The 25594-nt window shown below is 65.8% G+C and carries 24 protein-coding genes and 2 pseudogenes; 15 read left to right on the top strand and 11 right to left on the bottom strand.

Going from position 1 to position 25594, the window contains the following annotated elements; genetic code table 11:
* Positions 1 to 2 precede the first annotated feature (2 nt).
* From K0O64_RS25680 to K0O64_RS25645, 8 genes and pseudogenes are all read left to right on the top strand, one after another.
* Positions 3 to 1202, top strand: coding sequence for an MCE family protein (locus tag K0O64_RS25680; RefSeq protein ID WP_071949020.1), 1200 nt, complete (start codon positions 3 to 5; stop codon positions 1200 to 1202).
* Entirely contained in the window at positions 1202 to 2239 is a 1038-nt protein-coding gene (locus K0O64_RS25675; protein WP_071949021.1) for an MCE family protein, read from the top strand. Before K0O64_RS25680 ends, K0O64_RS25675 begins: the two co-directional genes overlap by 1 nt.
* Positions 2232 to 3313 (top strand): annotated as a pseudogene (locus K0O64_RS25670) (MCE family protein). Before K0O64_RS25675 ends, K0O64_RS25670 begins: the two are co-directional and overlap by 8 nt.
* Positions 3310 to 4677 carry a virulence factor Mce family protein gene (locus tag K0O64_RS25665; RefSeq protein ID WP_096312356.1) on the top strand — a complete coding sequence of 456 codons (1368 nt, stop codon included), beginning with the start codon at positions 3310 to 3312 and terminating at the stop codon, positions 4675 to 4677. Before K0O64_RS25670 ends, K0O64_RS25665 begins: the two are co-directional and overlap by 4 nt.
* A pseudogene (locus K0O64_RS25660) lies at positions 4674 to 5858 on the top strand (MCE family protein). Before K0O64_RS25665 ends, K0O64_RS25660 begins: the two are co-directional and overlap by 4 nt.
* Positions 5858 to 7543 carry a virulence factor Mce family protein gene (locus K0O64_RS25655; RefSeq protein ID WP_096312355.1) on the top strand — a complete coding sequence of 562 codons (1686 nt, stop codon included), beginning with the start codon at positions 5858 to 5860 and terminating at the stop codon, positions 7541 to 7543. Before K0O64_RS25660 ends, K0O64_RS25655 begins: the two are co-directional and overlap by 1 nt.
* Entirely contained in the window at positions 7543 to 8226 is a 684-nt protein-coding gene (locus tag K0O64_RS25650) for an Rv1363c family protein (protein WP_096312354.1), read from the top strand. Before K0O64_RS25655 ends, K0O64_RS25650 begins: the two co-directional genes overlap by 1 nt.
* Positions 8226 to 8708: an Rv1363c family protein gene (locus K0O64_RS25645; RefSeq protein WP_096312353.1), complete on the top strand. Its 483-nt coding sequence runs from the start codon at positions 8226 to 8228 to the stop codon at positions 8706 to 8708. The genes K0O64_RS25650 and K0O64_RS25645 overlap by 1 nt, the downstream gene beginning before the upstream one ends.
* Here the strand turns inward: K0O64_RS25645 and K0O64_RS25640 are convergent.
* Genes K0O64_RS25640 through K0O64_RS25620 form a run of 5 tightly spaced genes read right to left on the bottom strand, consistent with a single transcriptional unit; the run spans position 8705 to position 11580 of the window.
* Positions 8705 to 10162, bottom strand: a complete 1458-nt coding sequence (locus tag K0O64_RS25640; RefSeq protein ID WP_096312352.1) for an alpha,alpha-trehalose-phosphate synthase (UDP-forming) — start codon at positions 10160 to 10162, stop codon at positions 8705 to 8707. The genes K0O64_RS25645 and K0O64_RS25640 overlap by 4 nt on opposite strands.
* Before the next feature lie 3 nt (positions 10163 to 10165).
* Complete coding sequence (locus K0O64_RS25635) at positions 10166 to 10330, bottom strand: hypothetical protein (RefSeq protein ID WP_096312351.1); 165 nt, start codon at positions 10328 to 10330, stop codon at positions 10166 to 10168.
* Positions 10331 to 10361: 31 nt separating this feature from the next.
* Complete coding sequence (locus K0O64_RS25630; protein WP_096312350.1) at positions 10362 to 10805, bottom strand: hypothetical protein; 444 nt, start codon at positions 10803 to 10805, stop codon at positions 10362 to 10364.
* A 27-nt stretch (positions 10806 to 10832) separates the two neighbouring features.
* Positions 10833 to 11219: an intersectin-EH binding protein Ibp1 gene (locus K0O64_RS25625; protein WP_071949029.1), complete on the bottom strand. Its 387-nt coding sequence runs from the start codon at positions 11217 to 11219 to the stop codon at positions 10833 to 10835.
* Between the two features lie 52 nt (positions 11220 to 11271).
* The gene (locus tag K0O64_RS25620) at positions 11272 to 11580 is read right to left on the bottom strand and encodes a hypothetical protein (RefSeq protein WP_071949030.1); all 309 of its coding nucleotides are present in this window, start codon (positions 11578 to 11580) and stop codon (positions 11272 to 11274) included.
* Between the two features lie 412 nt (positions 11581 to 11992).
* Between K0O64_RS25620 and K0O64_RS25615 the strand changes: the two genes are divergently transcribed.
* Positions 11993 to 12823, top strand: a complete 831-nt coding sequence (locus K0O64_RS25615) for an SDR family oxidoreductase (protein ID WP_071949031.1) — start codon at positions 11993 to 11995, stop codon at positions 12821 to 12823.
* Here K0O64_RS25615 and K0O64_RS25610 read toward each other — a convergent pair.
* Positions 12806 to 13696 (bottom strand): NAD(P)-dependent oxidoreductase, encoded by an 891-nt coding sequence (locus K0O64_RS25610; protein ID WP_071949032.1) that lies wholly within the window; start codon positions 13694 to 13696, stop codon positions 12806 to 12808. The two genes, K0O64_RS25615 and K0O64_RS25610, sit on opposite strands and share 18 nt — an antisense overlap.
* A 25-nt stretch (positions 13697 to 13721) precedes the next feature.
* Positions 13722 to 15290, bottom strand: a complete 1569-nt coding sequence (locus K0O64_RS25605; RefSeq protein WP_071949033.1) for an LCP family protein — start codon at positions 15288 to 15290, stop codon at positions 13722 to 13724.
* A 292-nt stretch (positions 15291 to 15582) separates the two neighbouring features.
* Between K0O64_RS25605 and K0O64_RS25600 the strand changes: the two genes are divergently transcribed.
* The gene (locus K0O64_RS25600) at positions 15583 to 16458 is read left to right on the top strand and encodes an FAD binding domain-containing protein (protein ID WP_071949034.1); all 876 of its coding nucleotides are present in this window, start codon (positions 15583 to 15585) and stop codon (positions 16456 to 16458) included.
* Positions 16451 to 16933, top strand: a complete 483-nt coding sequence (locus K0O64_RS25595; RefSeq protein ID WP_071949035.1) for a (2Fe-2S)-binding protein — start codon at positions 16451 to 16453, stop codon at positions 16931 to 16933. The genes K0O64_RS25600 and K0O64_RS25595 overlap by 8 nt, the downstream gene beginning before the upstream one ends.
* On the opposite strand, the gene K0O64_RS25590 is transcribed toward K0O64_RS25595, so the two are convergent.
* Entirely contained in the window at positions 16930 to 19245 is a 2316-nt protein-coding gene (locus K0O64_RS25590; protein WP_220045827.1) for a xanthine dehydrogenase family protein molybdopterin-binding subunit, read from the bottom strand. The genes K0O64_RS25595 and K0O64_RS25590 overlap by 4 nt on opposite strands.
* Positions 19246 to 19346: 101 nt before the next feature.
* Positions 19347 to 19772 (bottom strand): YkvA family protein, encoded by a 426-nt coding sequence (locus K0O64_RS25585; RefSeq protein WP_425574809.1) that lies wholly within the window; start codon positions 19770 to 19772, stop codon positions 19347 to 19349.
* 17 nt (positions 19773 to 19789) lie between these two features.
* Here K0O64_RS25585 and K0O64_RS25580 point away from each other — a divergent pair, with 17 nt between their 5' ends.
* The 4 genes from K0O64_RS25580 to K0O64_RS25565 all read left to right on the top strand — a co-directional run bounded on the left by K0O64_RS25580 (position 19790) and on the right by K0O64_RS25565 (position 22932).
* On the top strand, positions 19790 to 20290 hold the full coding sequence (locus K0O64_RS25580) for a DUF427 domain-containing protein (RefSeq protein WP_071949037.1): 501 nt from the start codon (positions 19790 to 19792) through the stop codon (positions 20288 to 20290).
* Between the two features lie 99 nt (positions 20291 to 20389).
* Positions 20390 to 21709 carry an ammonium transporter gene (locus K0O64_RS25575; protein WP_096312347.1) on the top strand — a complete coding sequence of 440 codons (1320 nt, stop codon included), beginning with the start codon at positions 20390 to 20392 and terminating at the stop codon, positions 21707 to 21709.
* A 7-nt stretch (positions 21710 to 21716) separates the two neighbouring features.
* Positions 21717 to 22391, top strand: a complete 675-nt coding sequence (locus K0O64_RS25570) for a GAP family protein (protein WP_164520143.1) — start codon at positions 21717 to 21719, stop codon at positions 22389 to 22391.
* A 142-nt stretch (positions 22392 to 22533) separates the two neighbouring features.
* Positions 22534 to 22932, top strand: a complete 399-nt coding sequence (locus K0O64_RS25565; RefSeq protein ID WP_125477501.1) for a hypothetical protein — start codon at positions 22534 to 22536, stop codon at positions 22930 to 22932.
* Between the two features lie 2 nt (positions 22933 to 22934).
* Here the strand turns inward: K0O64_RS25565 and K0O64_RS25560 are convergent, their stop codons facing one another.
* Together K0O64_RS25560 and K0O64_RS25555 are read right to left on the bottom strand one after the other, a co-directional pair.
* Positions 22935 to 24710: an Ig-like domain-containing protein gene (locus K0O64_RS25560; protein WP_220045826.1), complete on the bottom strand. Its 1776-nt coding sequence runs from the start codon at positions 24708 to 24710 to the stop codon at positions 22935 to 22937.
* Between the two features lie 304 nt (positions 24711 to 25014).
* Positions 25015 to 25467 (bottom strand): MarR family winged helix-turn-helix transcriptional regulator, encoded by a 453-nt coding sequence (locus K0O64_RS25555; protein WP_071949043.1) that lies wholly within the window; start codon positions 25465 to 25467, stop codon positions 25015 to 25017.
* Between the last annotated feature and the right edge of the window lie 127 nt (positions 25468 to 25594).

Raw genomic sequence — 25594 nt, 5'->3', positions numbered from 1 at the left:
CGATGGCTGACTGGTCGAGAACCACCTACGTGCGCATCGCCGCCGCCGTGCTGGCCGTGCTGCTGCTGGTGTTCGTCATATTCACCTACCTGGCCTACACCGCGGCGTTCACCTCCACCGACAAGGTGACCGTCACCTCGCCGCGAGCGGGCCTGGTGATGGAGTCCGACGCCAAGGTCAAGTACCGGGGAATCCAGATCGGCAAGGTCAAAGACATTGCCTACGTTGGCGATCAGGCGAAACTCACGCTCGCGATCGACAGCAACCAGTTGCGCTACGTCCCGGCCAACGCCGGTGTGCGCATCGCAGGCAACACGATCTTCGGCTCGAAGTCCGTCGAATTCATCACGCCGGCGCAGCCGATGGGTTCGTCGATGCGGCCGGGTGCCACCGTGCAAGCCTCGTCGGTGCAACTCGAGGTGAACACGTTGTTCCAGACTCTTACCGACGTGCTGCACAAGATCGACCCGGTGGATCTCAACGCCACCTTGAGCGCTCTGGGGGAGGGCCTGCGCGGTCACGGTGAGGACCTGGGTGACCTGCTGACCGGTACCAATCAGCTTGCCGCCCAACTCAACCCGAAGATGCCGGCGCTGCAGTCGCGGCTGCGCCAGACCGCTACCCTGGGCGACATCTATGCCAGCGCAGCCCCGGATCTCGTGACCGTCTTCAACAACACCCCGACGATCAGCAAGACGATTGTCGACGAGCAGGACAACCTGAACGCCACACTGTTGTCGACGATCGGCTTGGCCAACAACGGATATGACACGTTCGCCCCGGCGCAGGACGACTACATCGCGGCGATTCAGCGGCTGCGGGCCCCGCTGAAGGTGCTCGGCGACTACTCGCCCGAGTTGGGCTGCCTGCTGCAAGCCGTCACCAAGGCGATTCACGACTTCGCCCCAGTCCTCGGTGGCACCAAACCCGGCCTGTTCACGTCGTCGAACTTCATTCTGGGCGCGCCGAATTACACCTATCCGGAAAGCCTGCCGATGGTGAATGCCACCGGCGGACCGAACTGCCGTGGCCTGCCGCACATGCCGAGCAAGCAGCTCGGCGGCTCCTGGTACCACTCACCGTTCCTGGTCACCGACAACGCCTACATCCCGTACGAGCCGTTCACCGAGTTGCAGGTCGACGCGCCATCCACTTTGCAGTTCCTGTTCAACGGGGCGTTCGCCGAACGGGATGACTTCTGATGGACACGCATCGGTCGAATGTCGTCAAGGTCAGCATCTTCGCGGTGGTGATGATCCTCGTGGCCGCCGGACTGGTGGTGGTATTCGGCCAGTTCCGGTTCAGCTCGACCCGCGACTACCACGCCACCTTCGCGAACGCGTCGCGATTGAAGTCGGGCAATGACGTACGTATTGCGGGCGTGCCGGTCGGTTCGGTCACCGGTGTCGCGCTGAACCCCGACAACACCGTCGACGTCTCGTTCAACGTCGACAAGCGCTACCAGCTGTACACCTCGACGCGGGCGCTGATCCGATACCAGAACCTCGTCGGTGACCGCTTCCTCGAAATCGCTTCGGGACCCGGCGATCTGCGCAAGATCGGACCGGGTGCGACGATTCCGCAGGCCAATACCCAGCCCGCCCTCGATCTCGACGCGCTGCTCGGTGGACTGCGGCCGGTCCTGAAGGGCTTGGACGGCAACAAGATCAACGAGATCAGCAACGCGATCATTCAACTGCTGCAGGGTCAGGGCGGAGCACTGTCTGACCTGCTGGCCAATACCGGCGCGTTCACCCAGAACCTGTCGGCCCGCTACCAGGTGGTCTCGGACGTGATCAACCACCTCAACACGGTGCTGGCCACCGTCGACTCCAAGAGCGCCCAGTTCAACGCCAGCGTCGACGAACTGCAGAAGCTGATCACCGGGCTGGCCCAGAACAAAGACCCGATCGCCGGCGCCATCGCGCCGTTGGCGTCGGCTGAGAACGATCTCACCGAGATGCTGCAGAACTCCCGACGACCGCTGCAGGGCGTCATCGAGAACGTGCGGCCGTTGGCCACCGAGATCGACAACCGTAAGGCCGAGGTCAATACGGTGCTCGATCCGCTGGCCGAAAACTACCTGCGGCTCAACGCACTTGGCGCCTACGGCGCATTCTTCAACATCTTCTACTGCTCGGTGCGCATCAAGATCAACGGCCCGGCCGGTAGCGACATCCTGATACCGTTCGGCGGTCCGCCCGACCCGTCGAAGGGCAGGTGCTCAGAAAATGGCTAGCCCGCGTACTGAGCGTGATCCGGTCCGCACCGGCATCTTCGGCATCGTCCTGGTGCTGTGCGTCGTGCTGGTGTCGTTCGGCTACAGCAAGTTGCCGTTCTGGCCGCAGGGTAAGCCCTATGAGGCTTACTTCAGCGACGCCGGCGGGATCACGCCGGGTAATGACGTCAACGTGTCCGGTATCAACGTCGGCAAGGTGACCTCGGTGTCGCTGGCGGGAGACAAGGCCAAGGTGACGTTCACCGTCGACCGCAAGGTCCGCGTTGGCGACCAATCGCTGGTGGCGATCAAGACCGACACGGTGCTGGGTCAGAAGTCGTTGGACGTAACCCCCCAAGGGCGCAGGCGAATCCACGACCATCCCGCTGGGACGGACCACCGCGCCGTACACGCTCAACACCGCGCTGCAGGACCTGGGCCGCAACACCGCCGAATTGGACAACGACCAATTCACCAAGGCGTTGACCGTGCTCACCGACTCGCTGCGCGATGCCACTCCTCAATTGCGCGGCGCGCTCGACGGCGTTGCGGCACTGTCGCGCAGCATCAATGCCAACGACCAGGCATTGGCCGAACTGCTGTCCCATGCCCGTGCAGTCAGCCAGACATTGGCCGACCGCGCCAATCAGGTCAACCAACTCGTCGTCGACGGCAATCAGCTGTTCGCCGCGCTCGACGAGCGCCGCGCCGCGCTGAGCAATCTGATCGCCGGTATTCAGGGTGTGGCCGAACAGATTTCGGGCTTCGTTGCCGACAACCGGCGCGAGTTCGGGCCGGCCTTGCAGAAGCTGAACCTGGTGCTGGACAACCTGCTGTCGCGCCGCGACCAGATCAGCTTGGCCCTCAAACGGCTGCCGCCGTATGCCACCGCCCTCGGTGAGGTCGTGGCCCCTCGGTGAGGTCGTGGCGTCCGGCCCCGGCTTCCACATCAACCTCTACGGCCTGCCGCCGGCACCCATCGCCGAAGTGCTGTTCGACACCTACTTCCAGCCCGGCAAGCTGCCGGACAGCCTGTCCGATTATCTGCGCGGTCTGATCTCGGAGCGCCTCATCTTCAGGCCGAAGTCGCCATGACCGGGTCGAGGAAGGTCTGGCGCTTCGGCGCGGTCGCGCTGCTGGTGGCCGCGCTGATCGGCGGCATCTACCTGGTGTGGCCCGGCGCGAAGTCCACCACGGTTGTCGGCTATTTCAGCTCGGCCGTCGGCCTCTACCCGGGTGACGACATCCGCATCGTCGGCGTCCCCGTCGGCACCATCGCCGCGATCGAGCCGCAGCCGCAAGCGGTGAAGATCACCATGTCGCTGAACAACGGGATCAGGGTGCCTGCCGACGCCCACGCCATCATCGTCGCACCGAACCTGGTGTCCGCCCGCTTCATTCAGCTCACCCCGGCCTACACCGGTGGGCAGGCGATGGCCGACGGCGCGACCATCGGGCCCGACCGCACCGGCGTTCCGGTGGAGTGGGACGAGGTCAAAGAAGAGCTGACCAAACTGAGCCGCACGCTGGGCCCGCAAACCGGAACCCAGGGTCCGCTGTCGGAATTCGTCAATCAGGCCGCCGACACCTTCGACGGTAACGGCGACTCGTTCCGGCAGGCGATGCGCGAGCTATCGCAAACGGCCGGCCGCCTTGGTGATTCGCGAACCGATCTGTTCGGAACCGTGCGAAATCTGCAAGTGCTCGTCAACGCCCTGTCCAACAGCAACGAGCAAATCGTCCAGTTCTCCGGTCATCTGGCCTCGGTGACCCAGGTGCTGGCGGACAGCTCGAACAACCTCGATGGCACTCTCGGCACCCTGAACCAGGCGCTGTCGGACGTGCGGGGCTTCCTGCACGACAACAACGACACGCTGATCAGCCAGGTCAACAAGCTCACCGATTTCACGAAGATCCTGTCCGATCAGCACGACGACCTCGAGCAGCTACTGCACGTCACGCCCAACGGGCTGGCCAACTTCTACAACATCTACAACCCGGCCCAAGGCACGCTGGCCGGCTTGTTGTCACTGCCGAACTTCCAGAACCCGGTGCAGTTCATCTGCGGTGGTTCTTTCGATGCCGGTGCGACGGTGGACAATTACAAGCGCGCCGAGATCTGCCGGGAGCGGATGGCGCCGGTGCTGCGCCGCCTGACGATGAACTTCCCGCCGCTGTTGTTCCACCCGATCAACAGCATCACTGCGTACAAGGGCCAGATCATCTACGACACACCGCAGACGCAGGCCAAGGCGCAGACGCCGATTCCGGATCTGCACTGGCAGCCCGCTCCCGGTGTGATGCCGCCGCAGGCGCCGCAGAGCGGTGACCTGAGCGCGTTCATGGTGCCCCCGGCGCCGCCGGCCGCCGAACCGTCGGCCGCGGCCGGCCAGAGCGCACCCGCGGCTCCGCTGCCCGCCGAGGCGCCGTCGCCGCCGCCGGCTGGAGGTGGAGGATGACCGCGGCGAGTTGGCGGCGACGCGTATTCCGGCTCACCGCACTGAGTTCCGGCGCGGTGGTGGTGGCCGGCTGTCAGTTCGGCGGCCTGAACTCGATGGACATGCCCGGCACCGCGGGACACGGCCGTGGCTCCTACACGGTGTCGGTCGAATTGCCGGATGTCGCAACGCTTCCGCAGAACTCGCCGGTGATGGTTGACGATGTGACGGTCGGCAGCGTCTCGGGTCTGCAGGCCGTGCAGCGTCCCGACGGCTCGTTCTACGCCGCGGTCAAACTGTCCCTGGACAGCTCGGTGAACCTGCCTGCGAACTCGACCGCCAAGGTCGCGCAGACGTCGTTGCTCGGCTCGCAGCACATCGAATTGGCTGCGCCCGCAGACCATCCCGCGTAGAGCCGACTCGCGGAGGGCTCGGTCATCCGGATCGCGCAGACCGGCCGTTACCCGACCACCGAGGAAGTGCTGTCCTCGCTCGGCGTGGTGGTGAACAAGGGCAACCTCGGTGCGATCCAGGACATCACCGACGCCGCGTACGCGGCGGTGGCCGGGCGCACGGACACGTTCGTCGACCTCATCCCGCGCCTGGCCGAGCTGACCTCAGCGCTCAACGCACAGACCAATGACATCCTCGCCGCCGCCGACGGCCTCGACCGGTTCGCCTCGATCCTGGCCCAGAACAAGGACAGTTTGGGCCGGACGCTGGACAGCCTGCCGCAGGCACTGAAGGTGCTCAACAACAACCGAGCCAATATCGTCGACGCCTTCACTGCCTTGCAGAGGTTCGGCACCGTTGCGGCCAAGATGTTGTCGGAGACCAAACAGGACTTCGCCGCAGACCTCAAGGACCTCTACCCGGTCATCAAGGCGCTCAACGACAATCGAGGCGATGTGGTTTCATCCCTGGACCTGTTGCCCACGTTCCCGTTCACCACGAAGTATCTGCGGCGCGCCGTCCGCGGCGACTATCTCAACGTGTTCGTCACCTTCGACCTGACATTGCGCCGCCTCGGCGAGTCAATCTTCACCACGTCGCTGGGGCTCGACCCCAACATGCGACACCTGGACGAGGTCGTCAACGCCCCGGACTGGCTGCTGGGCGAGACCGCCAACCTTTCCGGGCAGGCAGCCGACCCGTTCAAGATCCCGCCCGGGACGGCGTCCGGACAGGAGGCGCCGAAGTAATGCTGGATCGCCTGACCAAGATTCAACTGAGTATCTTCGCGGTCGTCACGGTGCTCACCGTCACCGCGATCACGCTGTTCTACCTGCACCTGCCCGCCAAGCTCGGGCTCGGCTCGTATCGCATCACCGCCGACTTCGTCACTGGCGGAGGGCTTTACCAGAACGCCAACGTGACCTATCGCGGGGTGACCGTCGGCCGGGTCGAATCCGTCCAATTGACCGGCGACGGCGTCGACGCCAATATGCGGCTCAACAGCGACGTGAAGATTCCGTCGAATGTCACCGCGACGGTCAAGAGTGTGTCGGCGGTGGGCGAGCAGTACATCGACTTGGTGCCGCCTGGCGAGCCGTCGAAGGACGCGCTGAAGAACGGCTCGCGCATCGGTCCGGACCGCACCGCCGTCGGCCAGGACATCGCCGACTTGCTGCGCGACGCCGACAATTTGGTCAGCAGCATCGGCAACACCAAACTTCAGCAGCTGCTCAAAGAGACGTTCAAGGCCTTCAACGGCTCGGGCCCTGAACTTGCCCGGCTGATCCAGTCGTCTCGTCAGCTGGTCGACGAGGCCAACGCGAATTGGCCGCAGACCGACCAGCTGATCGACCAGGCCGGACCGTTCCTGGACGCGCAGATTCGCAGCGGCGACAACATTCGTGAGCTGGCCGACGGGCTCGCCCGCGTCACCACCCATGTCGCACAAGCGGATCCGCAGTTGCGTCAGACGTTGGCGACCGTGCCCGGTGCGGCCTCGGAGGTCGACACCGCGTTCACCGGGATCCGGCCGTCGTTCCCGGTGTTGGCCGCCAACCTGGCAAACCTCGGCCGGGTCGGCGTGATCTACCACAAGTCGATCGAACAGGCGCTGGTCATCCTGCCCGCGTTGTTCGCGGCGCTGATCACGGTCGCCGGTGGTGAGCCCCTCGATGAGGGCGGCAAGCTGGACTTCAAGGTCGACCTCGGCGATCCGCCGCCGTGCGTGACCGGATTCATCCCGGCACCGTTCATCCGTTCGCCGTCGGACACCACCGTGCGCGACTTGCCGACCGACCTGTACTGCAAAGTGCCGCAGAACGATCCGAGCGCGGTGCGCGGCGCCCGCAACTACCCGTGCCAGGAGTTCCCCGGTAAGCGGGCACCGACGGTGCAGCTGTGCCGGGACCCGAAGGGTTACATCCCGATCGGCAACAATCCCTGGCGCGGACCGCCGATCCCGGCCGGCACCCCGGTGACCGACGGCCGAAACATTCTGCCGCCCAACAAGTACCCCTACATTCCGCCGGAGAACGACCCGGATCCGGGCCCGCCGGTGGTGGGGCCGTTGCCGCCCGGCGTCCCCGAGGGGCCGGGGCCTGCCCCGCATCAGCCGTGGCCGGTGCAACCGCCGCCCAACGATCCGCGTCAGCTTCCGGTGCCGCTGCCGTATCTGCCGCCGGCTCCGTACCCGCCGCAGAACCCGATGCTGCCGTACCCGGCCACGATCCCGCCGCCGCCACCGCCGGTCGGCACCGGACCGGCCGACGCCGGCCCGCAGCCGCAGGCCAGCGCCCGGTATGGGACTTACGATCAGCACAACGGAACGTTCGTCGACCCGGCGGGCGGCACCGGCGTGTACGCCCCGGCGGACCCAAATCTTCGTCCGGCTGAAAACTGGGTGGACCTCATGCTCGACCCGAGGCAGGTGTGATGACCTCAGATACGACCACGACCGAACGGCCGGTGCGCCGGCGCGCATCACGCGCCGCCGGACCCACCGCCGACGCTGCCGCCGCGGTCACCGCGGTGCCGCTGGAATCCGCGGCGCGGCCGGCGCCGAAATCCGCCAAGCCGGTCGGGCCGCCGCCGCGGCGCCGCGCGAACGCCCGTCGCGTCGCGATCATCGGCGTGCTCGCCGTCGCCTTGCTGGCGGCGGGCGTCGGCGGGACAGTGGCCTGGCTTGCCGTGCAGCACAAGGACGTTGCGGCCGCGCAGGATCGCGATCAGCGCTTCATCGACACCGCCAAGCAGACCGTGATCAACATGTTCAGCTTCACGCAGGACAACATCGACCAGAGCGTGAATAGGTTTGTCGGCGACACCAGCGGCCCGCTGCGGGACATGCTCAGCCAGAACAACAATGTCGACAACCTCAAGGCGATGTTCCGCGACACCAACGCCAGCTCCGAAGCGGTGATCAACGGTGCTGCGCTGGAGGGTGTCGACAACGTCAGCAACAACGCCTCGGTGCTGGTGGCCGTTCGGGTCACCGTCACCGATATGCAGGGGGTCAACAAGCCGTCGGCGCCTTACCGAATGCGGGTCATCGTCCACGAGGACGACAACGGCCGGATGACCGGATACGACTTGAAGTATCCCGACGGAGGCAACTGATGCGCCTGTTCGTCACGTCAATCGTGGCCGTGTTGGCCGCGGTGTTCATCGGCGGCGCGGCTGTCGCAGGCGCGCTGTACTGGGATCGGGTGCAGAGCCGGGCGGAACAGTCGACGCGCGCGGAGTTGCCCGGCATCGCCAAGCGACAGATTCCCGAGGTGTTCGGCTACGACTACCAGACCGTCGAGCGCAGCCTGACCGACGCCTACCTCCTGCTGACCCCGACGTACCGCAAGGAATTCGAGCAGCGGGCCAACGCCGACATCATCCCGCAGGCCCGGCAGCGTCAGGTCGTCAGTCAGGCGAATGTCGTCGGCGTGGGAGTGATGGACGCACACCGTGATTCGGCGTCGGTGCTGGTGTATCTGAACCGCACGGTGACCGACAAGAGCCGTCAGCCGCTCTACGACGGCAGCCGACTTCGGGTGGACTACCAGAAGATCGACGGCCGCTGGCTGATCAACTACATCACGCCGATCTAGTCGGCGTCGGTGGTCGGCTTGCCCGCCAGTGCGTCGAGGAATGACCGCGCCCAGCGATCGACGTCGTGGGCGAGTACCTGGCGCCGCAGCGCCCGCATCCGCCGTCGGCCCTCCTCGGGCGTCTGGTTGAGCGCGGCTTCGATAGTGTCCTTGACACCTTCGAGATCGTGCGGGTTGGCCAGGTAAGCCTGCCGGAGTTCGGCTGCGGCACCGGTGAATTCGCTCAGGACCAGGGCGCCGCCGAGGTCGCTTCGGCAGGCGACGTACTCCTTGGCGACCAGGTTCATGCCGTCGCGCAGGGGCGTCACCAGCATGACGTCCGACGCGACGAAGAAGGCGATCAACTCGTCGCGCGGTACCGGGCGGTGAATGTAGTGCACCACCGGGTGTCCGACTTCGCCGTATTCACCGTTGATGTGTCCGACCTGCTGCTCGATCTCACCGCGCAGCACGCGATAGCTCTCCACCCGCTCGCGACTCGGGGTGGCCAGCTGCACCAGAACGGTGTCGTCTCGTTTGGCGCGGCCCTCGGCGAGCAACTCCGAAAACGCTTTCAGCCGAACGTCGATGCCTTTGGTGTAGTCCAGCCGGTCGACGCCGAGCAGGATCTTGCGGGGGTTGCCGAGTTCGGCACGAAGCTCTTTCGCCCGTCTTCGGACGTCGCGATTGCGGGCCTTGCTGTCCAAATCGGCGGAATCGATGGAGATGGGGAAGGCACCGACTTTCACCGTGCGGAAGCCCAGCTGCACCTCACCGAATCGGGACCGCACCCCGACCGACGCGCGAGATGTGTTGGCGCCGACCAGCCGTCGGGACAGGAACAGGAAATTTTGCGCCCCGCCGGCGAGGTGGAATCCAACCAGGTCGGCACCCAGCAGTCCTTCGATGATCTCGGTGCGCCATGGCATCTGCATGAACAGTTCCACCGGCGGGAACGGAATGTGCAGGAAGAATCCGATGGTCAGATCGGGGCGCAGCATCCGCAGCATCTTGGGAACCAGTTGCAGCTGGTAATCCTGCACCCACACCGTGGCGCCTTCGGCGGCGGCACGCGAAGTCGCTTCGGCGAAGCGACGATTCACCTCGACGTAGCGATCCCACCACTCGCGGTGGTAGATCGGCTTGACGATCACATCGTGATACAGCGGCCACAGCGTGGCGTTGGAAAGTCCTTCGTAGTACTCGGCGACGTCCTCGGCCGACAGGCGCACCGGGACGAGTTGCATATCGTCCTCGATGATGGGTTCCTCGGGCCCGTCGACGATGCCCGGCCACCCGATCCACGCGCCGCGCTGACGGCGCAGCAGCGGTTCCAGCGCGGTCACCAGACCACCCGGGCTGCGCTTCCAGGTCACACTGCCGTCCGGCAGCCGCTCCATGTCGATCGGTAGCCGGTTGGCGACCACCACGAAGTCAGAATTTCCGGAGCGGGCGGCGTCGTTGCCCCCGGACACCGGCTACGCCTCGAGCTTTGAGGGTCCAATGCCGAGCATCGACAGGAAGACCCGACACTCGTCGGCGTCATTGGCGTAGGCCGCGACGACGCGACGGGCCTGGCGCGCGGTGCTGTCGGCCAGCGGCTCGACGTCCTCGATGTCCGTGGGATTTGCTTTTGCAGGCATTCTTCAACCTTAGCGAAGGGGCGATGAGCCGCTACGGGCTCGATGAAATGGTCGACCTGGGCTGGACGGCCACCTCGTCCTGGCTGGTCTCGTAGCAGGCCGCCGACTCCCAATAACCGGTGCAGGGAGTGCCGTTGATGTTCGGGACCAGGTCGGCTCCGACACCGGTAGCGGCGGTGGACGTCATGTCCTGAGTGGTCCGCGGCTGCAGATCGTCGAACGCCTGATCCCCGTTGGTGGTGGCGACGGGGGTCATGGTCGGGGTGCAGTTGCCTGTCGATGGGTCCAGCGACTCACCCGCCTGGCAGCCGGCCGATCCGCCCGGCTGCGAATCCACGGCCTGCGGTCCCGGCACCGGCTGCGGTTCCGGAATCCCACCCGCGCCTTCGGCGTGCGCCAGTGGGGCCGCCGCGACCGCGAGCGTGAACACGCCCGCGGTCACCAGCTGTGTCACCCGGGTGAAGTGGATCGGCATCGTTGCCCTCTCTGACCTGCTCCCCGGCTAGGGGCTGGACGAAATGCTGGAGTGCGGAGTGACGGCGGGAACCTGATTCTCCTGCAGACCGATGCACTGGCCGGTGTTGGCGCCCGTGCACGGGATGCCCTGAACCTCGGGCAGGCTGCTGGAATCACCCGGCGTCGAGTAGGTGACGTTACCGCCGCCGCTGGACGTGGTGGGGTAATTGCCGCCCGGCTGGTTGGGCACCAACTCCGGAATGCACTGATCGGTGTAGAGATCCTCGGACTCGCCGGCCGGGCACGCGATGGCAGGCCCCGCCGGCGCACCCGACGGCGCCATGACGAACGCAACGGCCGGCGCGGCAGCGATGGCAACGCTGAATCCACCGGCGAGGAGGATGCGGCGGCCGACTGAGGAGGAAATCGCCATACTTCACACTTTCTCGAGAAGTCGACGGAGTTCCGAAGTCGGCCCTCCGTTTCTACGGACTGACGGTTGAACGGGGTTGCACCACAGGAGCTTGCTGCTCTTGCTGCAATCCTATGCACTGACCGGTGTTTGCGCCTGTGCAAGGGATTCCCTGGACCTCGGGCAGGCCGCCCTGCGGGCCGGTGGCGGGCTGCACTTCACACCCACCGGTTGCCGCGTTGACGACCTGTCCGGGCGGGCAGGCCGCCATCGGCCCGGCCGACGGAACGGTGACGACGGCCAGCGCGGGTGCTGCCGCCACGGCGAGCGCGAAGCTGCCCGTCAGTGCCAGGCGCCGCGCTGAAATCTTCACGTGAGTCATGTTTGTGCCTTCTCTGTAGTTTGCTGAGTGGCCGTGTGAGGCAGTGTATGGCTGCCTTCGGAGTCCCGCAGTTGTTCGGCGGTTTTATCGCCGGCCAGCGACCGCGTGTTACGCAGGAGTCAATATCCGGGCGCGAAAAAATGGCCGACAGCTCAAGTGCTGCTCACAGGAGCCGTCGACAGCATGGAGAAATTGTTCGTCGCAATTCCGGCGGCAGCGAGGGACGAACTGAATTACTGGCCCCGATTGTTCGGGACGCGGCTTCTCGCCACCTCAAAGGACACCGCAGAAACGGTGGCACAGTGGCGTCTCGATGTTCGCTGGCTTCGGCGGTGGGACGAGCACTATGCGGCTACGCGGCGCCGTGCTTCTATACGTAGAACCTGTTGAAGATTTGTGTGAGGAGTGCGGCGTGCAGCTCTCGTTCGAGGATCGGACCTACCTGGTCACCGGTGGTGGCAGCGGCATCGGCAAGGGTGTGGCGGAAGGTCTGGCGAAGGCCGGCGCAAACGTCATGATCGTCGGGCGTGGCGCGGATCGGTTGGCCGCGACCGCCGACGAGATCAATGCCGCCGCGCCGTCGGGCAGTGTCAGGTATGAACCGGCCGATGTCACCAACGAGGACCAGATCGCCGCGGTCGTCGACGCCGCAACCGCGTGGAACGGGCGGCTGCATGGCGTGGTGCACTGCGCCGGCGGATCGCAGACCATCGGCCCGATCACCCAGATGGACTCCGAGGCGTGGCGCGCCACCGTCGACCTGAACATCAACGGCTCGATGTACGTGCTCAAACACTCGGCCCGCCAGATGGTGCGTGGCGGGGGCGGATCCTTCGTCGGCATCTCCTCGATCGCGTCGAGCAACACACATCGGTGGTTCGGGCCGTACGGCGTCACCAAGTCGGGCCTCGACCATCTCATCAAGCTGGCTGCCGACGAACTCGGAGCGTCGTGGGTGCGGGTCAACGGCATCCGGCCCGGGTTGATCCGCACCGAACTGGTGCAGATGGTTCTCGACTCGCCGGAGATCAGCGGCGATTACGCCGAGTGCACTCCGCTACCGCGCCCCGGCGAGGTCGAGGATGTCGCGAATGCGACGCTGTTCCTGCTCAGCGATGCCGCTCAGTGGATCACCGGACAGATCATCGGCGTCGACGGTGGACAGAATCTGCGCCGGGGGCCGGACTACTCGGCGATGCTCGAGCCTGCCCTGGGTGCCGACGCGCTACGCGGAGTGGTCTGAGGTCCCGGCGTCGGCGGCCGCGAGGCTGCTGATCGCCGACCAGTCCAGCTGCTCGCCGCCCTCGGCGAGCAGGCGCAGGAACCGATCGCGCAGCAGGCTCGCGATCGGCAGCGGCACCCGCAGTTCCTCGGCGGCCGACAAGACCAGCCCAATGTCCTTGTGCCCCAACGGCGCTGCGAACCCGGCCGGCTCGAACTGCTCGTTGGCGATAAGCCCGCCGTAGGTCTTGTACACCGGGGCGGAGAACAGTGTCGAGGTCAGGATGTCCAGGTACTGATGCCGGTCGACGCCGCCCTTGGCCACCAGAGCCATCGCCTCGCCGAGTGATTCGATCACCGAGCCGATCAGGAAATTTCCGCTGAGCTTGACCAGGTTGGCCGCGGACGGGTCCTCGGCCACCACGAAGGTCCGCTGCCCGATCGCATCGAAGACCGGTGTCACCGCACTCACGGTGGCGGCGGGCCCGGCGGCGACGACGAACAGCTTTGCGGCAGCGGCGGCTTCGGGCCGCCCGAACACCGGCGCGGCCACGAACTTCTGGCCGGCTGCGCCGTGCGCCTCGGTCAAGCGTTGCGACATTGCCACGCTGATCGTGCTCGAGGAGATATGGACGGTGTCCGATACGGACGAGGCGATGATGCCCTCGTCACCGAATGTCACCCCGGCCACCGCGGCGTCGTCGGCGAGCATCGTCAGCACGACGTCACCTCCGCACGCGTCGGCCACGGTGTCGGCCGCCTGCGCTCCCTGCGCAGCCAGCGCGTCCACCTTCGGCCGTGACCGGTTGTAGACGGTCACCTCGTGCCCGGCCTTGATCAGATTCGCGGCGATGCCCGCGCCCATGTTGCCCAGTCCGATGACTCCGATACGCATGGAACCCAAACTAGGTCAATCGGGCTCAGTTGACGCAGGGCACCTTGCCGCCGTCGATGGGAGCGCCCTGATCGGGGGTGGGCGTGATCGTCATCTCCGACCATTTGTCGGTCGTCGATGTCGTGCTGGTGTCCTGGGTCTGCGGTTGCTCCAGCGGAAGGTCGTAGCCCTGGCCGAGCACCACCCGGACATGATCGGCAGCCACCGCACTGGTGGACTGTGGGGCGTTCTCCACGCCGAGCAGGCTGGCCACCGACTGCGCATCGGTCTGCGCGCCCGCGCCGTAGGTGATCACCGTGTCGATCGGTTCGCCGGACTCGCGGTCGCGGACCTCACTGACGGTGAAGTCGTGCTTACCCAGGACGGTCGCGGCTTGTGACGCCAGACCTGAGGTGTCGCTGGCGTTGACGATGCTGACGACCGTGTTCGGATTGGGCGGCGGAAGTGGTTGCGGCGCAGCGGTAGTGGTCACTGATACCGAGTCGCCGCCGATGGCTTGCGCGATCTCGGCACGGATCTTGGCCGGGTCGACGATGTTGACATCCTGGCCGTTGATGTTGTCGTAGCGCACCACCGGCAACGTGCGGAATTCGACGTTGCCGCCGGCCAGGGCGGCCATTCTGCGGAACTGGTCCTCGCCCCAGCCCTGGGACAGCACGATGTCTTCGCGGGCCACCGCCATCAACTGCTTGAACTTGTCCAGATCGGTGAACGACCCCGACTCCTGCAGTTGGTGCGTCACCGACAGCAGGAAGGCCTGCTGCCGATGAGTGCGATCGAGGTCGCCGTTCTCCAGCCCATGCCGCTGCCGCACGAACGCCAGGGCCTGTGCGGCGTTCAGTGTTTGGCGACCGGCCGGGAAATCAGCACCGGAGTAGTCGTCGTGCACGGCATGGTTGAGGCAGACGTCGACGCCGCCGAGGCTTTCGGCCAGGTGATAGAAGCTCGCGAGATTCACCTCGGCGAAGTAGTCGATCGGCTGGCCGGTCAGATTGCGCACCGCACGGATGGTCGCTTTGCGTCCTGCTTCCCGGCCGGCGCGCTCGAGTTCCTTGCGGTCGGCGATGCCCTCGTCGACCAGCTTCTGCTCGGTCTGCGCCTTCGTTAGTCCGTAGGCTTCCTTGATCTTGATGTGGTTGTAGCCCTTGATGCCAGTGACCGCCACGTAGTCGTCACGCGGTATCGAGAACGCGACGACGCGGTCGTCGGCGCTGATGTGCACCAGGATCAAGGTGTTGGTGTTGTAGCCGCCCGCGTCGGAATCGCCGGCGTGCAGCTTGTCGAGCAGGTCGTCGGGCAGCTCGTTGCCGTCCTGGTCTTTGCGGCTATCCAGCCCGATCAGCAGGATGTTCATCGCGCCACCGCTGGACCGGGGCTCGTCCGAGCCCAGGGCTTGGGACACCGTGATGCCGCTGAGCAGGCCGTGCGCCTGCGAATACGCCACCCCGGTCAGCGTCACCACCACGACCGAGATCAGGCCGATCGCGGTTCGGATGACGGCGCGAAGCGCCCGCCGGCCGGTGTTGGACCGCTCTCGATGACGGCCGCGGCGGTTGCCCGTGGCGGCCGCACGCGGGGGCGGCGACGGATCCATGATCGACAGTATGCGGGCTTATGCTGGCTGGGCCCCAGCTGACCAGGTCTCCTTCCGGTCAAGGAGCTGGATACCCCCGGGCCGTACAACCGTCGTTGCAGATCAAAGCTTTGCGACGCGGCCGCAGTCAGTGGCCGAATCTGCCGCCGCCGAAAGCTGGACAGCGGTGATTCTCACAGTCGGCGGCGCCCTCGGCGTCCACTCAGAGCCTCTCGGGCAACTCCGGGAAGCGGGCGACTGCGGCACGCTATGCTGAGCATGTGCTTAGCATGATGCGCTGCGGCGGCCACCGATGAAGCCGGCGCCCTTCGACTATCACCGTCCTGACAGTGTCGCCGCGGCGGCACAGCTGCTCACCGAACTCGGGGACGACGCCAAACTGCTCGGCGGCGGACAAAGCCTGGTCCCGATGCTGTCGATGCGCCTGGCGTTCTTCGACCATCTGATCGACATCTCGCGTCTCGAGGAGATGAAGGGCATCGAAGCCACGGGTGACACCCTGCGGATCGGTGGCGGCACCACCCATGCCACCGTCGGCTCGGACGAGCAGGTCCGCGCGGGCGTGCCGCTACTGACTCGCGCCACCCCGTTGATCGGACACTTCCAGATCCGCAGCCGCGGCACCATCGGTGGTTCGATCGCCCACGCCGATCCCGCCGCGGAATACGGCGCCGTCGCGCTGGCGCTGGACGCCACGATCGAGACAGTGTCGACATCGGGTGGTCGGGAGATCGCGGCCAAGGATTTCTTCGCCGGTGTGTGGGAGACCGCGATGGAGCCCGACGAGATTCTGGTCGGCGTGCGGTTCCCGATCTGGTCCGGCCGATGCGGCTTCGCGGTCGAGGAATTCGCCCGTCGTCATGGTGATTTCGCGATCGCCGGTGCGGTGGCGGCCGTCGAACTCGACGACGACGACAAGGTCCGGCGCAGCGGCATCGGGTTGCTGGGGCTCAGTGCCACACCGAGGCGTGCCTCGGCAGCCGAAGAGGCCATCGTCGGTCGGCCGGTCGGCGACATCACGGCAGAAGAAATCGGTGAGCTCGCGATGAGCGGGCTCGACGACATCCCGGCCGACCTCCAGGGTTCGGCCGACTATCGACGCAGAGTCGGGGCGGCCATGGCCGCACAGGCATGGCGGGCTGCGGTCAAGGAGGCTTTCGATGCATGATCGGTCGATCCAGGTGTCGGTCAACGGAATTCCCGTTGAGGCGACCGTCGAGCCGCGACTGACGTTGGCCGACTTCCTGCGTGAGCGCTGCGGCCTCACCGGTACCCACCTCGGGTGTGAACACGGCTCGTGCGGCGCGTGCACGGTGCTGCTCGACGGGGCGGCGGTGCGGTCCTGCCTGGTGTTCGCGGTGCAGGCGGAAGGCTCCGAGGTCGCTACCGTCGAGGGTGAGGCGTCAGCCGACGGCGAGCTGTCGCCGGTGCAGGCGGCGCTGCGCGACTGCCACGGCCTGCAATGTGGTTTCTGCACACCGGGATTCGTCATGTCGATCACGGCGCTGCTGCGCGACAACCCGCATCCGACCGATGAAGAGATTCGCGAAGGTCTGTCCGGCAACTTCTGCCGCTGCACCGGGTATCAGGGCATCATCAATGCCGTGCACCAAGCCGCTGAAACCGGCGCGGCAGCAACCTAACTCCCGGCCGCCTCGATCAGCGCCACGATCTGCGCGGGCGTGGCCGGGAGCTTGGTGACCGTCACCCCGAGCGGGGCCAGGGCGTCGTTGATCGCGTTGATCACCGCTGGGGTGGAGCCGATAGCGCCGCCCTCTCCGCATCCCTTGTAGCCGCCGACACCGGGGCTGGGCACCTCGACGTGCCCGTACTCGATCGGCGGCACCTCGGTGGCGGTGGGCAGCAGGTAGTCGACGAACGTGGTGGACAACGGGTTTCCGTCGTCGTCGTAGACCAAATTCTCCAGCAGTGCGCCGCCGATGCCCTGCACCGTGCCGCCGGCGATCTGCCCCTCGACGATGTTGGGGTTGATCATCGGGCCGACGTCCTCGCTGACGATGTAGCGGGTCAGGGTGACACGGCCGGTGGTGATGTCCACCTCGCACGTGCACGCATGAGTTACGTTGGCCCAGTGGATCATTGTCTGCGAGGTGAACCGGGCAGTGGCCTCCAGTGTGGCCGCCATCCCCGGTGCCAGGGACTGGGGCTCGTAATAGGACTTGTAGGCGAGATCCGCGAAAGTGACGCTCTTGGATGAATCCTCGCGTGAGGTGGCCCGCGAGTTGGCCAGTTCGATGTCCGACTCCTGTACGCCGAGCACGTGAGCGGCCATCGCCACCAGCTGGTTGCGCAGGATCGTGCCGGCCTCGTTCACCGCGCCGGCGGTCATCGGGCCGCTGCGGCTGCCTTGCGTTCCGGCGCCGTACGGGGTCACCGCGGTATCGCCCTGAATCGTTGACACATCGGCGATGTCGGCACCCAGTGCGTCGGCGGTCAGCTGCACCACCGTGGTCTCGATGCTGTTTCCGCTCGAGCCACCGTTGACGTAGACATTGATCTTGCCGGTGGGCTCCATCCGCATGGTGCAGCCCTCGGTGGCCAGGTGCCCGGTCGCCGCACCGGTCGGCTCGATGTAGGCCGAGAACCCCAGACCAAGGTAGCGACCCTGCGCCAGCGCCTCGGCCTGCTCCTTGCGGAACCCTTCGTGGTCAAGGATTTTGACCGCCTGCTCGAAGGTCTCCATCGGGGCGACGTGGTCATAGGGCATGCCGTTGGGATTGAAGAACGGCATCTCGTCGCGGCGCAGCAGATTCTTGCGGCGCAACTCGACCGGATCGATGCCCATCTTGCGGGCCGCAATGTCGAGAAGTATTTCGCGCGTGAGGGTTTCGTATTGCCAGGGGCCGCGGTAGGCGGCCAGCCCGCTGGTGTTGGTGAACACCGTTTTGTAGTTGAAGCTCGACTTGGGCACCCGGTAGGGCCCGGGGAAGAACATCCCGATGGCCGCGGTGGTCAGCACCGGATAAGGGGTGGGGTAGGCCCCGATGTCCTGAAGGAAGTCGATGGCGACGGCGGTGATGGCCCCGTCGGCGTCGAACGCCATCCGCGCGCGCCCGTCGACGTGGCGGGCCTGCCCCGCCGACATCAGGTTCTCGCGGCGGTCCTCGATCCACTTGAGCGGAGCGGGAACCTTGCGGGCCGCCAGCATGATGCACATGTCCTCGCGCATCGGGACGACCTTCTGGCCGAAGCCGCCGCCGGTGTCCCGGGTGATGACGCGTACGCCCTGGGCCGGGATGCCCAGCAGTCGCGCGGCGAACGCGCGCAGTTCGTGCGGGGTCTGAGTGGACGCCCAGAGGGTCAGTTCCTGCGTGGCGGCCACCCATTCGACGACCAGTCCGCGTGTTTCGATCGGGACCGGCACGTGCGTCTGCTGATAGATCTGCTCGTCGGTCACATACGCCGCCGCCGCGAACGCCTCCTCGTCCGGCGGTGCCCCGGCCAGTCCGCCGGCGACGTTGTCCGGATAGGCCTCATGCACCACCGCCTCGTGACCCACCGCCTGGGTGAAATCGGCGATCGCGGGCAGTGGGTCGTAATCGACGTCGACCAGTTCGAGGGCGTCCTCGGCGAGGTAACGGTTTTCGGCGATGACGATCGCGACCGGGTCGCCGACGAACTTCACCTCGCCCTCGGCCAGCGGCGGGCGCGGGGTGTCGGGAACGTCCTTGCCTGCCACCGCGTGCCAGGCCTCGTGGACGTCGTTGTTCAGGTCGGCCGCGGTCAGCACCGCGTGTACGCCGGGCAGTGCCAGTGCCGCCGACGCATCGATGCTGTTGATGCGGGCGTGCGCGAAGGGGCTGCGCACGAAGCAGGCGTGCAGCATTCCCGGCCGCACGATGTCATCGACGTAGGTGCCGTGCCCGGTGAGCAGGCGAGTGTCCTCGACCCGCGGGACGCGCGTTCCCGCGTAACGGGTGGCAGGTGCGGCCATGGTGTTGGCTCCAATGCGTTGTCGACGAGCGTTTCGCGACGAGCTAAGCAGTCGCTCAGCAGAGCGTACCGAAGCCTGTGAGCGTCGTCACCAAGGGTTGGTCATAGCGGGTCGGGCAATCGGCAGAGCCGGCACAGCGCGACCAGCCCGTCCGGTGTACCCGGCCAGTGTTTGGCGAGCGCTTGCGGTCCGGCGGTTCTCGTGACCCAGCGCAGAACCACCGCGGTGATGATGGCGTCATCGGCGTAGCCGAGCACCGGGATGAAGTCGGGAATGAGGTCGATGGGCGAGGCCAGGAATATCAGCAGGCCGGCGAGAACGACGCGAATCCGTCGATCCATCGCCGGGTCGGTGGCCAGGCGCTTGAGCAGCCGCAGGGTGTCCGGCAGCAGGCGCAGCAGGTCGGTGATGCCGACGTCGTCGGGTTTGACCAGCCATAACGTGACCGCGAGCGCCAGCCAGACGACGACCAGCGCGGCGGCGATCGACACCGGAATCATCCACCAATCGCCGCGCATATCGCCCATTTTCGTATCGTCGAGACATGAGTAGTTGGCCGACACCCGAGCACGCCGGTCCGGGCCAGGAATCGGTGTGGGACTACCCGCGTCCGCCGCGCCTCGAGCCGTTCAGCGGCACGATCACCGTCGAACTCGGAGGCCGCGTGATCGCCTCCACGTCGCACAGCTGGCGCGTGCTCGAGACCAGCCATCCGCCGACGTATTACCTGCCCCGTGAAGCGTTCGTGGACGGAGCTCTCCGAGACGCCCCCGGCGCTTCGATGTGCGAATGGAAAGGGCAGGCGCGCTACTACGACCTGGTGGCCGGGGCCACGGTGGCGAGCCGGGCGGCGTGGACGTACCCCCGGCCGACTCCTGCGTTCGCAGAGATCGCGGGATCCATCGCGGTGATGGCAAGCCTGGTCGATCGGTGCACCGTGGACGGTGAAACGGTGGTGCCGCAGCCGGGCGGGTTCTACGGCGGGTGGATCACGAGCAGGGTGGTCGGACCGTTCAAGGGAATTCCCGGCTCCATGGGTTGGTGAGGCCGACGTGAGGTTCGTGAAACACGGCTGAAACACGATCGCCGCACCGCCGAAACTTCGCGCCGACATTCTCGTCGGGACCGTCGAAGGAGCCGGACTTTGCAAGCGATCGATCCCGCCGCCACCGCGTGGCTGCTGGCCAGCACAGCGCTCGTCCTACTGATGACGCCCGGATTGGCCATTTTCTATGGCGGCATGGTCCGCACCACCGGTGTGCTCAACATGATCATGATGAGCTTCATCGCGATCCCACTCGTCACGGTGGCCTGGCTGCTGTTCGGTTACACCCTGGCGTTCTCCGGGACCAGCCTCGGTGGGGTGATCGGCGATCTGTCGCACATCGGTATGGCCGGCATCGGTCCGAGCACCGTGCACGGCTCGGTGCCGGAACTGTTGTTCTCCACGTTCCAGCTGAGCTTCGCGATCATCACCGCCGCACTCATCAGCGGGGCGATCGCCGACCGGGCGAAGTTCGCCGCCTGGATGATCTTCGTGCCGGTCTGGTCCATTGTGGTGTATGCCGTTGTGGCACATTGGGTTTGGTCCCCGGGCGGCTGGTTGTTCAAGCTCGGGGTGCTCGACTACGCCGGCGGCCTTGTCGTCGAGATCGTGTCCGGATCGTCGGCCTTGGCACTGGCACTGGTGCTGGGGCCGCGGATCGGATTCAAGGTCGACGCGATGCGTCCCCACAACCTGCCCTTCGTCCTCCTCGGCGTCGGGCTGCTGTGGTTCGGCTGGTTCGGCTTCAACGCCGGATCCGCGTTGGCCGCCAACGGGACGGCGGCGGCCATTTTCCTCAACACACTGGTGGCGGGCTGCCTGGGCATGCTCGGCTGGTTGTCGGTCGAGCAGATCCGCGACGGGCGCCCGACGACGTTCGGCGCGGCCTCCGGTGTGGTCGCGGGACTCGTCGCGATCACACCCTCGTGCGGGACCGTGAACACCCTCGGTGCCGCGATCGTCGGGGTGGCGGCGGGCGTGGTGTGTTCGTTCGCGATCGGGCTGAAATTCCGGTTCGGCTACGACGACTCCCTCGATGTGGTCGGTGTGCACTTCGTCGGCGGTGTGGTCGGCGTGCTGCTGATCGGCTTCCTGGCCACGGCGGTGATGACGGGCGGACCGCAGGGACTGTTCTACGGCGGTGGGCTGACCCAGCTCGGCAAGCAGGCACTCGCGATGGTCGTGGTCGCGGCTTACGCGTTCATCATGTCGTTCGTTCTGGCCAAGGTGATCGATCGGACCATCGGGTTCCGGGTGAGCGCCGAAGACGAGACGGCGGGGGTGGACTTCACCCAGCATGCCGAAACCGCTTACGCCGAAGGCGTTCACGGGCATCAGCCGTTGCGGCGTCCGTTGTTCGGCGACCATCGTCCGCTTGGTGAGTTGCGCCCGCGGCCGGACACCACCGACGAGGACTGACCCCCTGGTGTCGAGCGACTGGGCGGCGGTGTCCGCCGAGCTGATTCCACTGGCGTTGGTGGTGGCACTGTCGCCCATTTCGATACTGCCTGCCCTGTTGCTGGTGCTGTATTCGACGCGACCGCGCGCGGCAGGTCTGGCATTCGCCGCCGGGTGGGTGACCGGACTGACGGTGCTCACCGTGCTGTTCCTCAACGTCCCACGACTGCTGGGCGGCTCGGCCGACACGTCCTCGGTCTGGCAGCTGCGACTGCGGCTCTTCGGTGGCGCCGTGCTGATCGTCACCGGCGTGTCGTTGTGGTTGCGGCGCAACAAGGCGGTGCGATCGGCGCACTGGCTGGATGCCATCGGCAAGTGGTCTCCGGCCCGCACCGCGGCGATCGGGCTGGCATTCGGTGTCTTCAACCCGAAGATCATTGTGGCTTGTGCCGCAGCAGGATTGGCGATCGATGCCGCGAGGCTGGGACCCATCGGTCAGGGTGCCGCCGTTGGGTACTTCGTCGTGATAGCGGGTGCCGGAACGTTACTGCCGGTGCTGGCTCACGTCCTGGCGGCCAAGCGATTTGATCGGTCTCTAGAGCGGTTGCGCGCGTGGATCCAGCAGCGGCAAGCCGAGATCAGCGCGGTTGCGCTTGTCGTCATCGGCGCAGTGCTGATGGTCACGGGAATGCTCGGCCGCTGACGCCGGTTGAGTGTCTCGAAGGTTGCGCTCAGGCGAACATTGCGAGACGCCCCCAGCAAGATGGGCTGATCGGTTTTGCCGCTGCCGCGCAGGCAGATAAGTTTTTCCGGTCATGGTCAATGGTGGTGTCGGAAGGCATGGAATGAAGCAGTCGACGATGGTTTCACGTCAGCTCGCGCTGGCCGGTGGTCTTCTGACAATCGTTGCGGTAGCTGGTCTTTCGGCGGGCTGCGGTCAGTCCTCGAAGGAGAGCCCGAGCTCAACCACCTCCAGCAGCGCCTCGACGAGCAAGCCGGTACCTACGGAGAAGGGCATCATCCAGATGCCGCCGCGGGCCTTCAACCAGAATCAGAATGCCGCCGATGGCGCGCTGGCCTTACAAAGCCAGGGCTACAACGTGCAGTACAACTTCTCTGCCGGAAGTGGCACTGACCGGCCGCTGTCGGAATGCAAGATCACCAGCGTCGACGGCCTTCGTGGCGATCACCCACCAGCCAACACCACGGTGTTCCTTACGATCGACTGCCCGAGCAGTAACTGACCTCAGGCGCTCTTGGCCGTCTTGCGGCGGCGGACGAGCATCAGGCCGATGAACAGCACGGCGACGGTCGGGGACGCCGACACCATCGTGTAGCCGAGGTCCTTCATGATCGCGATCTCGATGGGGCTCAGAACGCGCACGCCCAGTCCGGTATCGGACGCCGCGTTCATCAGCATCTCCGGCCTAGTCAACGGATCTGAGCCGTTGTAGTAGTTGTCATTCAGGTGCGACATCGAGCTGCCGGATTCCCAGGGGCTGGGGGTGTACAGCGGCACCGGCTTGTTGCCGTTCTTGATCCACGCGTTCGACCCGGGAAGACCGAAGTACAGGCCGCCGTTGCCACCGGTCAGGTTCGAGTTGTAGGTGGTGTCGAAGGTGGTGCCGTTCGGTGGCGGGATGAACACCGAGTTGCCGTTCTTGTCGACGATGTTCTTGTCGAAGTCGGTCCAGTTCTCGATGGAGTTGTTGCCTGCGCTGTCGATGACTGACAGGAAGCCGTAGGTGTGCAGCAGCTCGTGCATTGCCGTTGACTGGAAGTCGTAGCTTCCCGGGGGCACGGTGTCGAAGTAGCCCCAGCCGTAGCCGAAATTCCAGTCGATGGTGCCGTCGGCGGCGACCCCGTTGGGGTCCTCCACGCCGGGGTGAAGGATCTTCTCCTGCACCACAGTTGTCGAGAAGCCGCTCTCACTGATCAGATCGCTGCCGGCCGACGCCAGTGTCGAGCCAGTGAGCGACCGCTGGCCGGTGACCGCATACGTGATGTTGACGTCCTGCGCGGGGGCGAAATAGCTTGACAGGTAGACGGCCGTCGCCGCCAACTCGGCCCGGGCGGCGCTCGACCAGTATTGCGACCCGTTTCCGTAGGTGAAGGTGTACGTGATCTTTGGCGCGCCCGCTTCGTAGACAGCGCCGGCCGCGTAAGTGCTGGGCTCGCGGAACCAGTTGAGCAGGTTGATGTGCAGACCGGTGTCGGTGGCGGAGACGACAAAGGAGTCAACGCCCTTGAAGTTCGAATTCGGGGTGTAGGTATATGCACCCGTTGCGGTATTTAGAGCAAGGGTGCCGTAATGCGGTTGCTGGGCCACCTTATAGACGAGGGTGTCGGCGTCCGGATCGGTCGCGTTGATCTGGCCGTTGATCGGATCCACCAACGTCTCACCGGTGAGCTGGATGGGGGCTACCGTCGGTGCCTCGTTGAAGAACGTTCGGCGCACCAGTAGCGCGGCGCCCCCGAAGAGTCCCTGAATCGAACTGAAGAAACCGGTGATCACATCGGCGGGCGAGGCGTTGGCCGATGGCACCCGCAGGGCCGTGATCGTCGAGTTCGTGGTCGCCGCGGTCGGGGTGGCCGACGCTTCGGCCACCTTCGGGGTGGAGGGTGTCGTGACGGCGGCAGTCTGCTGGCTGTCCGTCGTCTGCGCAGAACTGGAGGTAGCGGTCTCCACGGTCGCCGACGACTTCCCGTCGGAGACGGTCTTGCTCGACTGTGCCTTGGGTTTATCGGTCGTGGTCGCGTCGGGGGTGCTGGCCTGAACCCGCGCGGCGGATGTGGCCTTACGGGCAGGCGACGACCTCTTCGACGACGTGCTGCCCTGGGTGGGCTTTGCGGTGCGGGCTGAATGGGCTGTTCCAGTCGTCTTTGCCGGACCGGCGGAAACCGAGGACGAATCCCCGCCGGGGCTGTCCGCGCTGGCAATGGCGATGGTCGGCCACGCCAGCGACAGCCCCAGCGCGACAGCCGCTGCGCCAGCTCGCGCACCACGCTGGACATTTGCCATGGAAGTACCGCCCTGTCCGAATCAGTTGCCCGTGAAGTCGGCGGACCTCAGGCAAACCCCCCGATGTGGGTGCCAAACCGGCCATGCGGTCGAGCGCCCGTTTGCTTTCTCAGCGAATATTAAGCTAAGTCGGGCCTCCCGGGAAGCGTTTACGCGTGAACGTCGCGCGATCGCGACCAATGCCGCCTAGAAATGACGGTCAACCAGATCGGTCGAGAACTGGGCGGTGTGCTCGACGGTTTCCATGTTCATCACGCTGCCCACGTAGAACGTGCCGTACTTGCCCTGTAGGGCGTCCATTGCGTCAGGAGTGTTTGGCCAACTGGCTGTAGGCGGTGGTGAATGCTGCCGCGCCGCGCAGGAGCTGCTCTCGCTCTCGGTTGCTCATCTGTTCGGTGACGCGACGGAACTGTTCAGCGCGCTTGGCGACGACCTCGTCGAGGATCGCCTGTCCGGCGTCGGTCAGTTCGAGGACGGTGGCGCGCCGATTGTGGGGCGCCACAGTGCGGGTGATGAGGCCGGCCTCGGCGAGTCGGTCGCTGAGGCGGCTGGCGCTGGACGGAACGAGGTCGAGATCCTCGCCGAGTTCGGTAACCAGGCTGGGGCCGAGCCGCTCGAGTGATTGCAGCGCGCGAAGCGTGGGCAACCCGACGCGTTTCTCGATCTCCTCGAGCACGACAACGTTGAGCGCCAACAGCCCGCGCGTCGCTCGTTCGAGTTCGACGGCGTATCGGGTGTCGGGTGGCGCGTTACCCACGTTTGTCACCCCTGTCCTCGGGCACCCAATAGTTTGTCCAGCCTACATCTGCGACGCATGACATGCGGTGTGCATAAATCACCCGTTTGCACATCATCCAAACTGGATATGTTGTCTTTAGGCAACT

This window comes from Mycolicibacterium pallens (assembly GCF_019456675.1).
Classification (GTDB): Bacteria; Actinomycetota; Actinomycetes; order Mycobacteriales; family Mycobacteriaceae; genus Mycobacterium; species Mycobacterium crocinum.
Note: the sequence above shows the minus strand (reverse complement) of the source record. Positions and strands in the feature narration are given on the sequence as shown.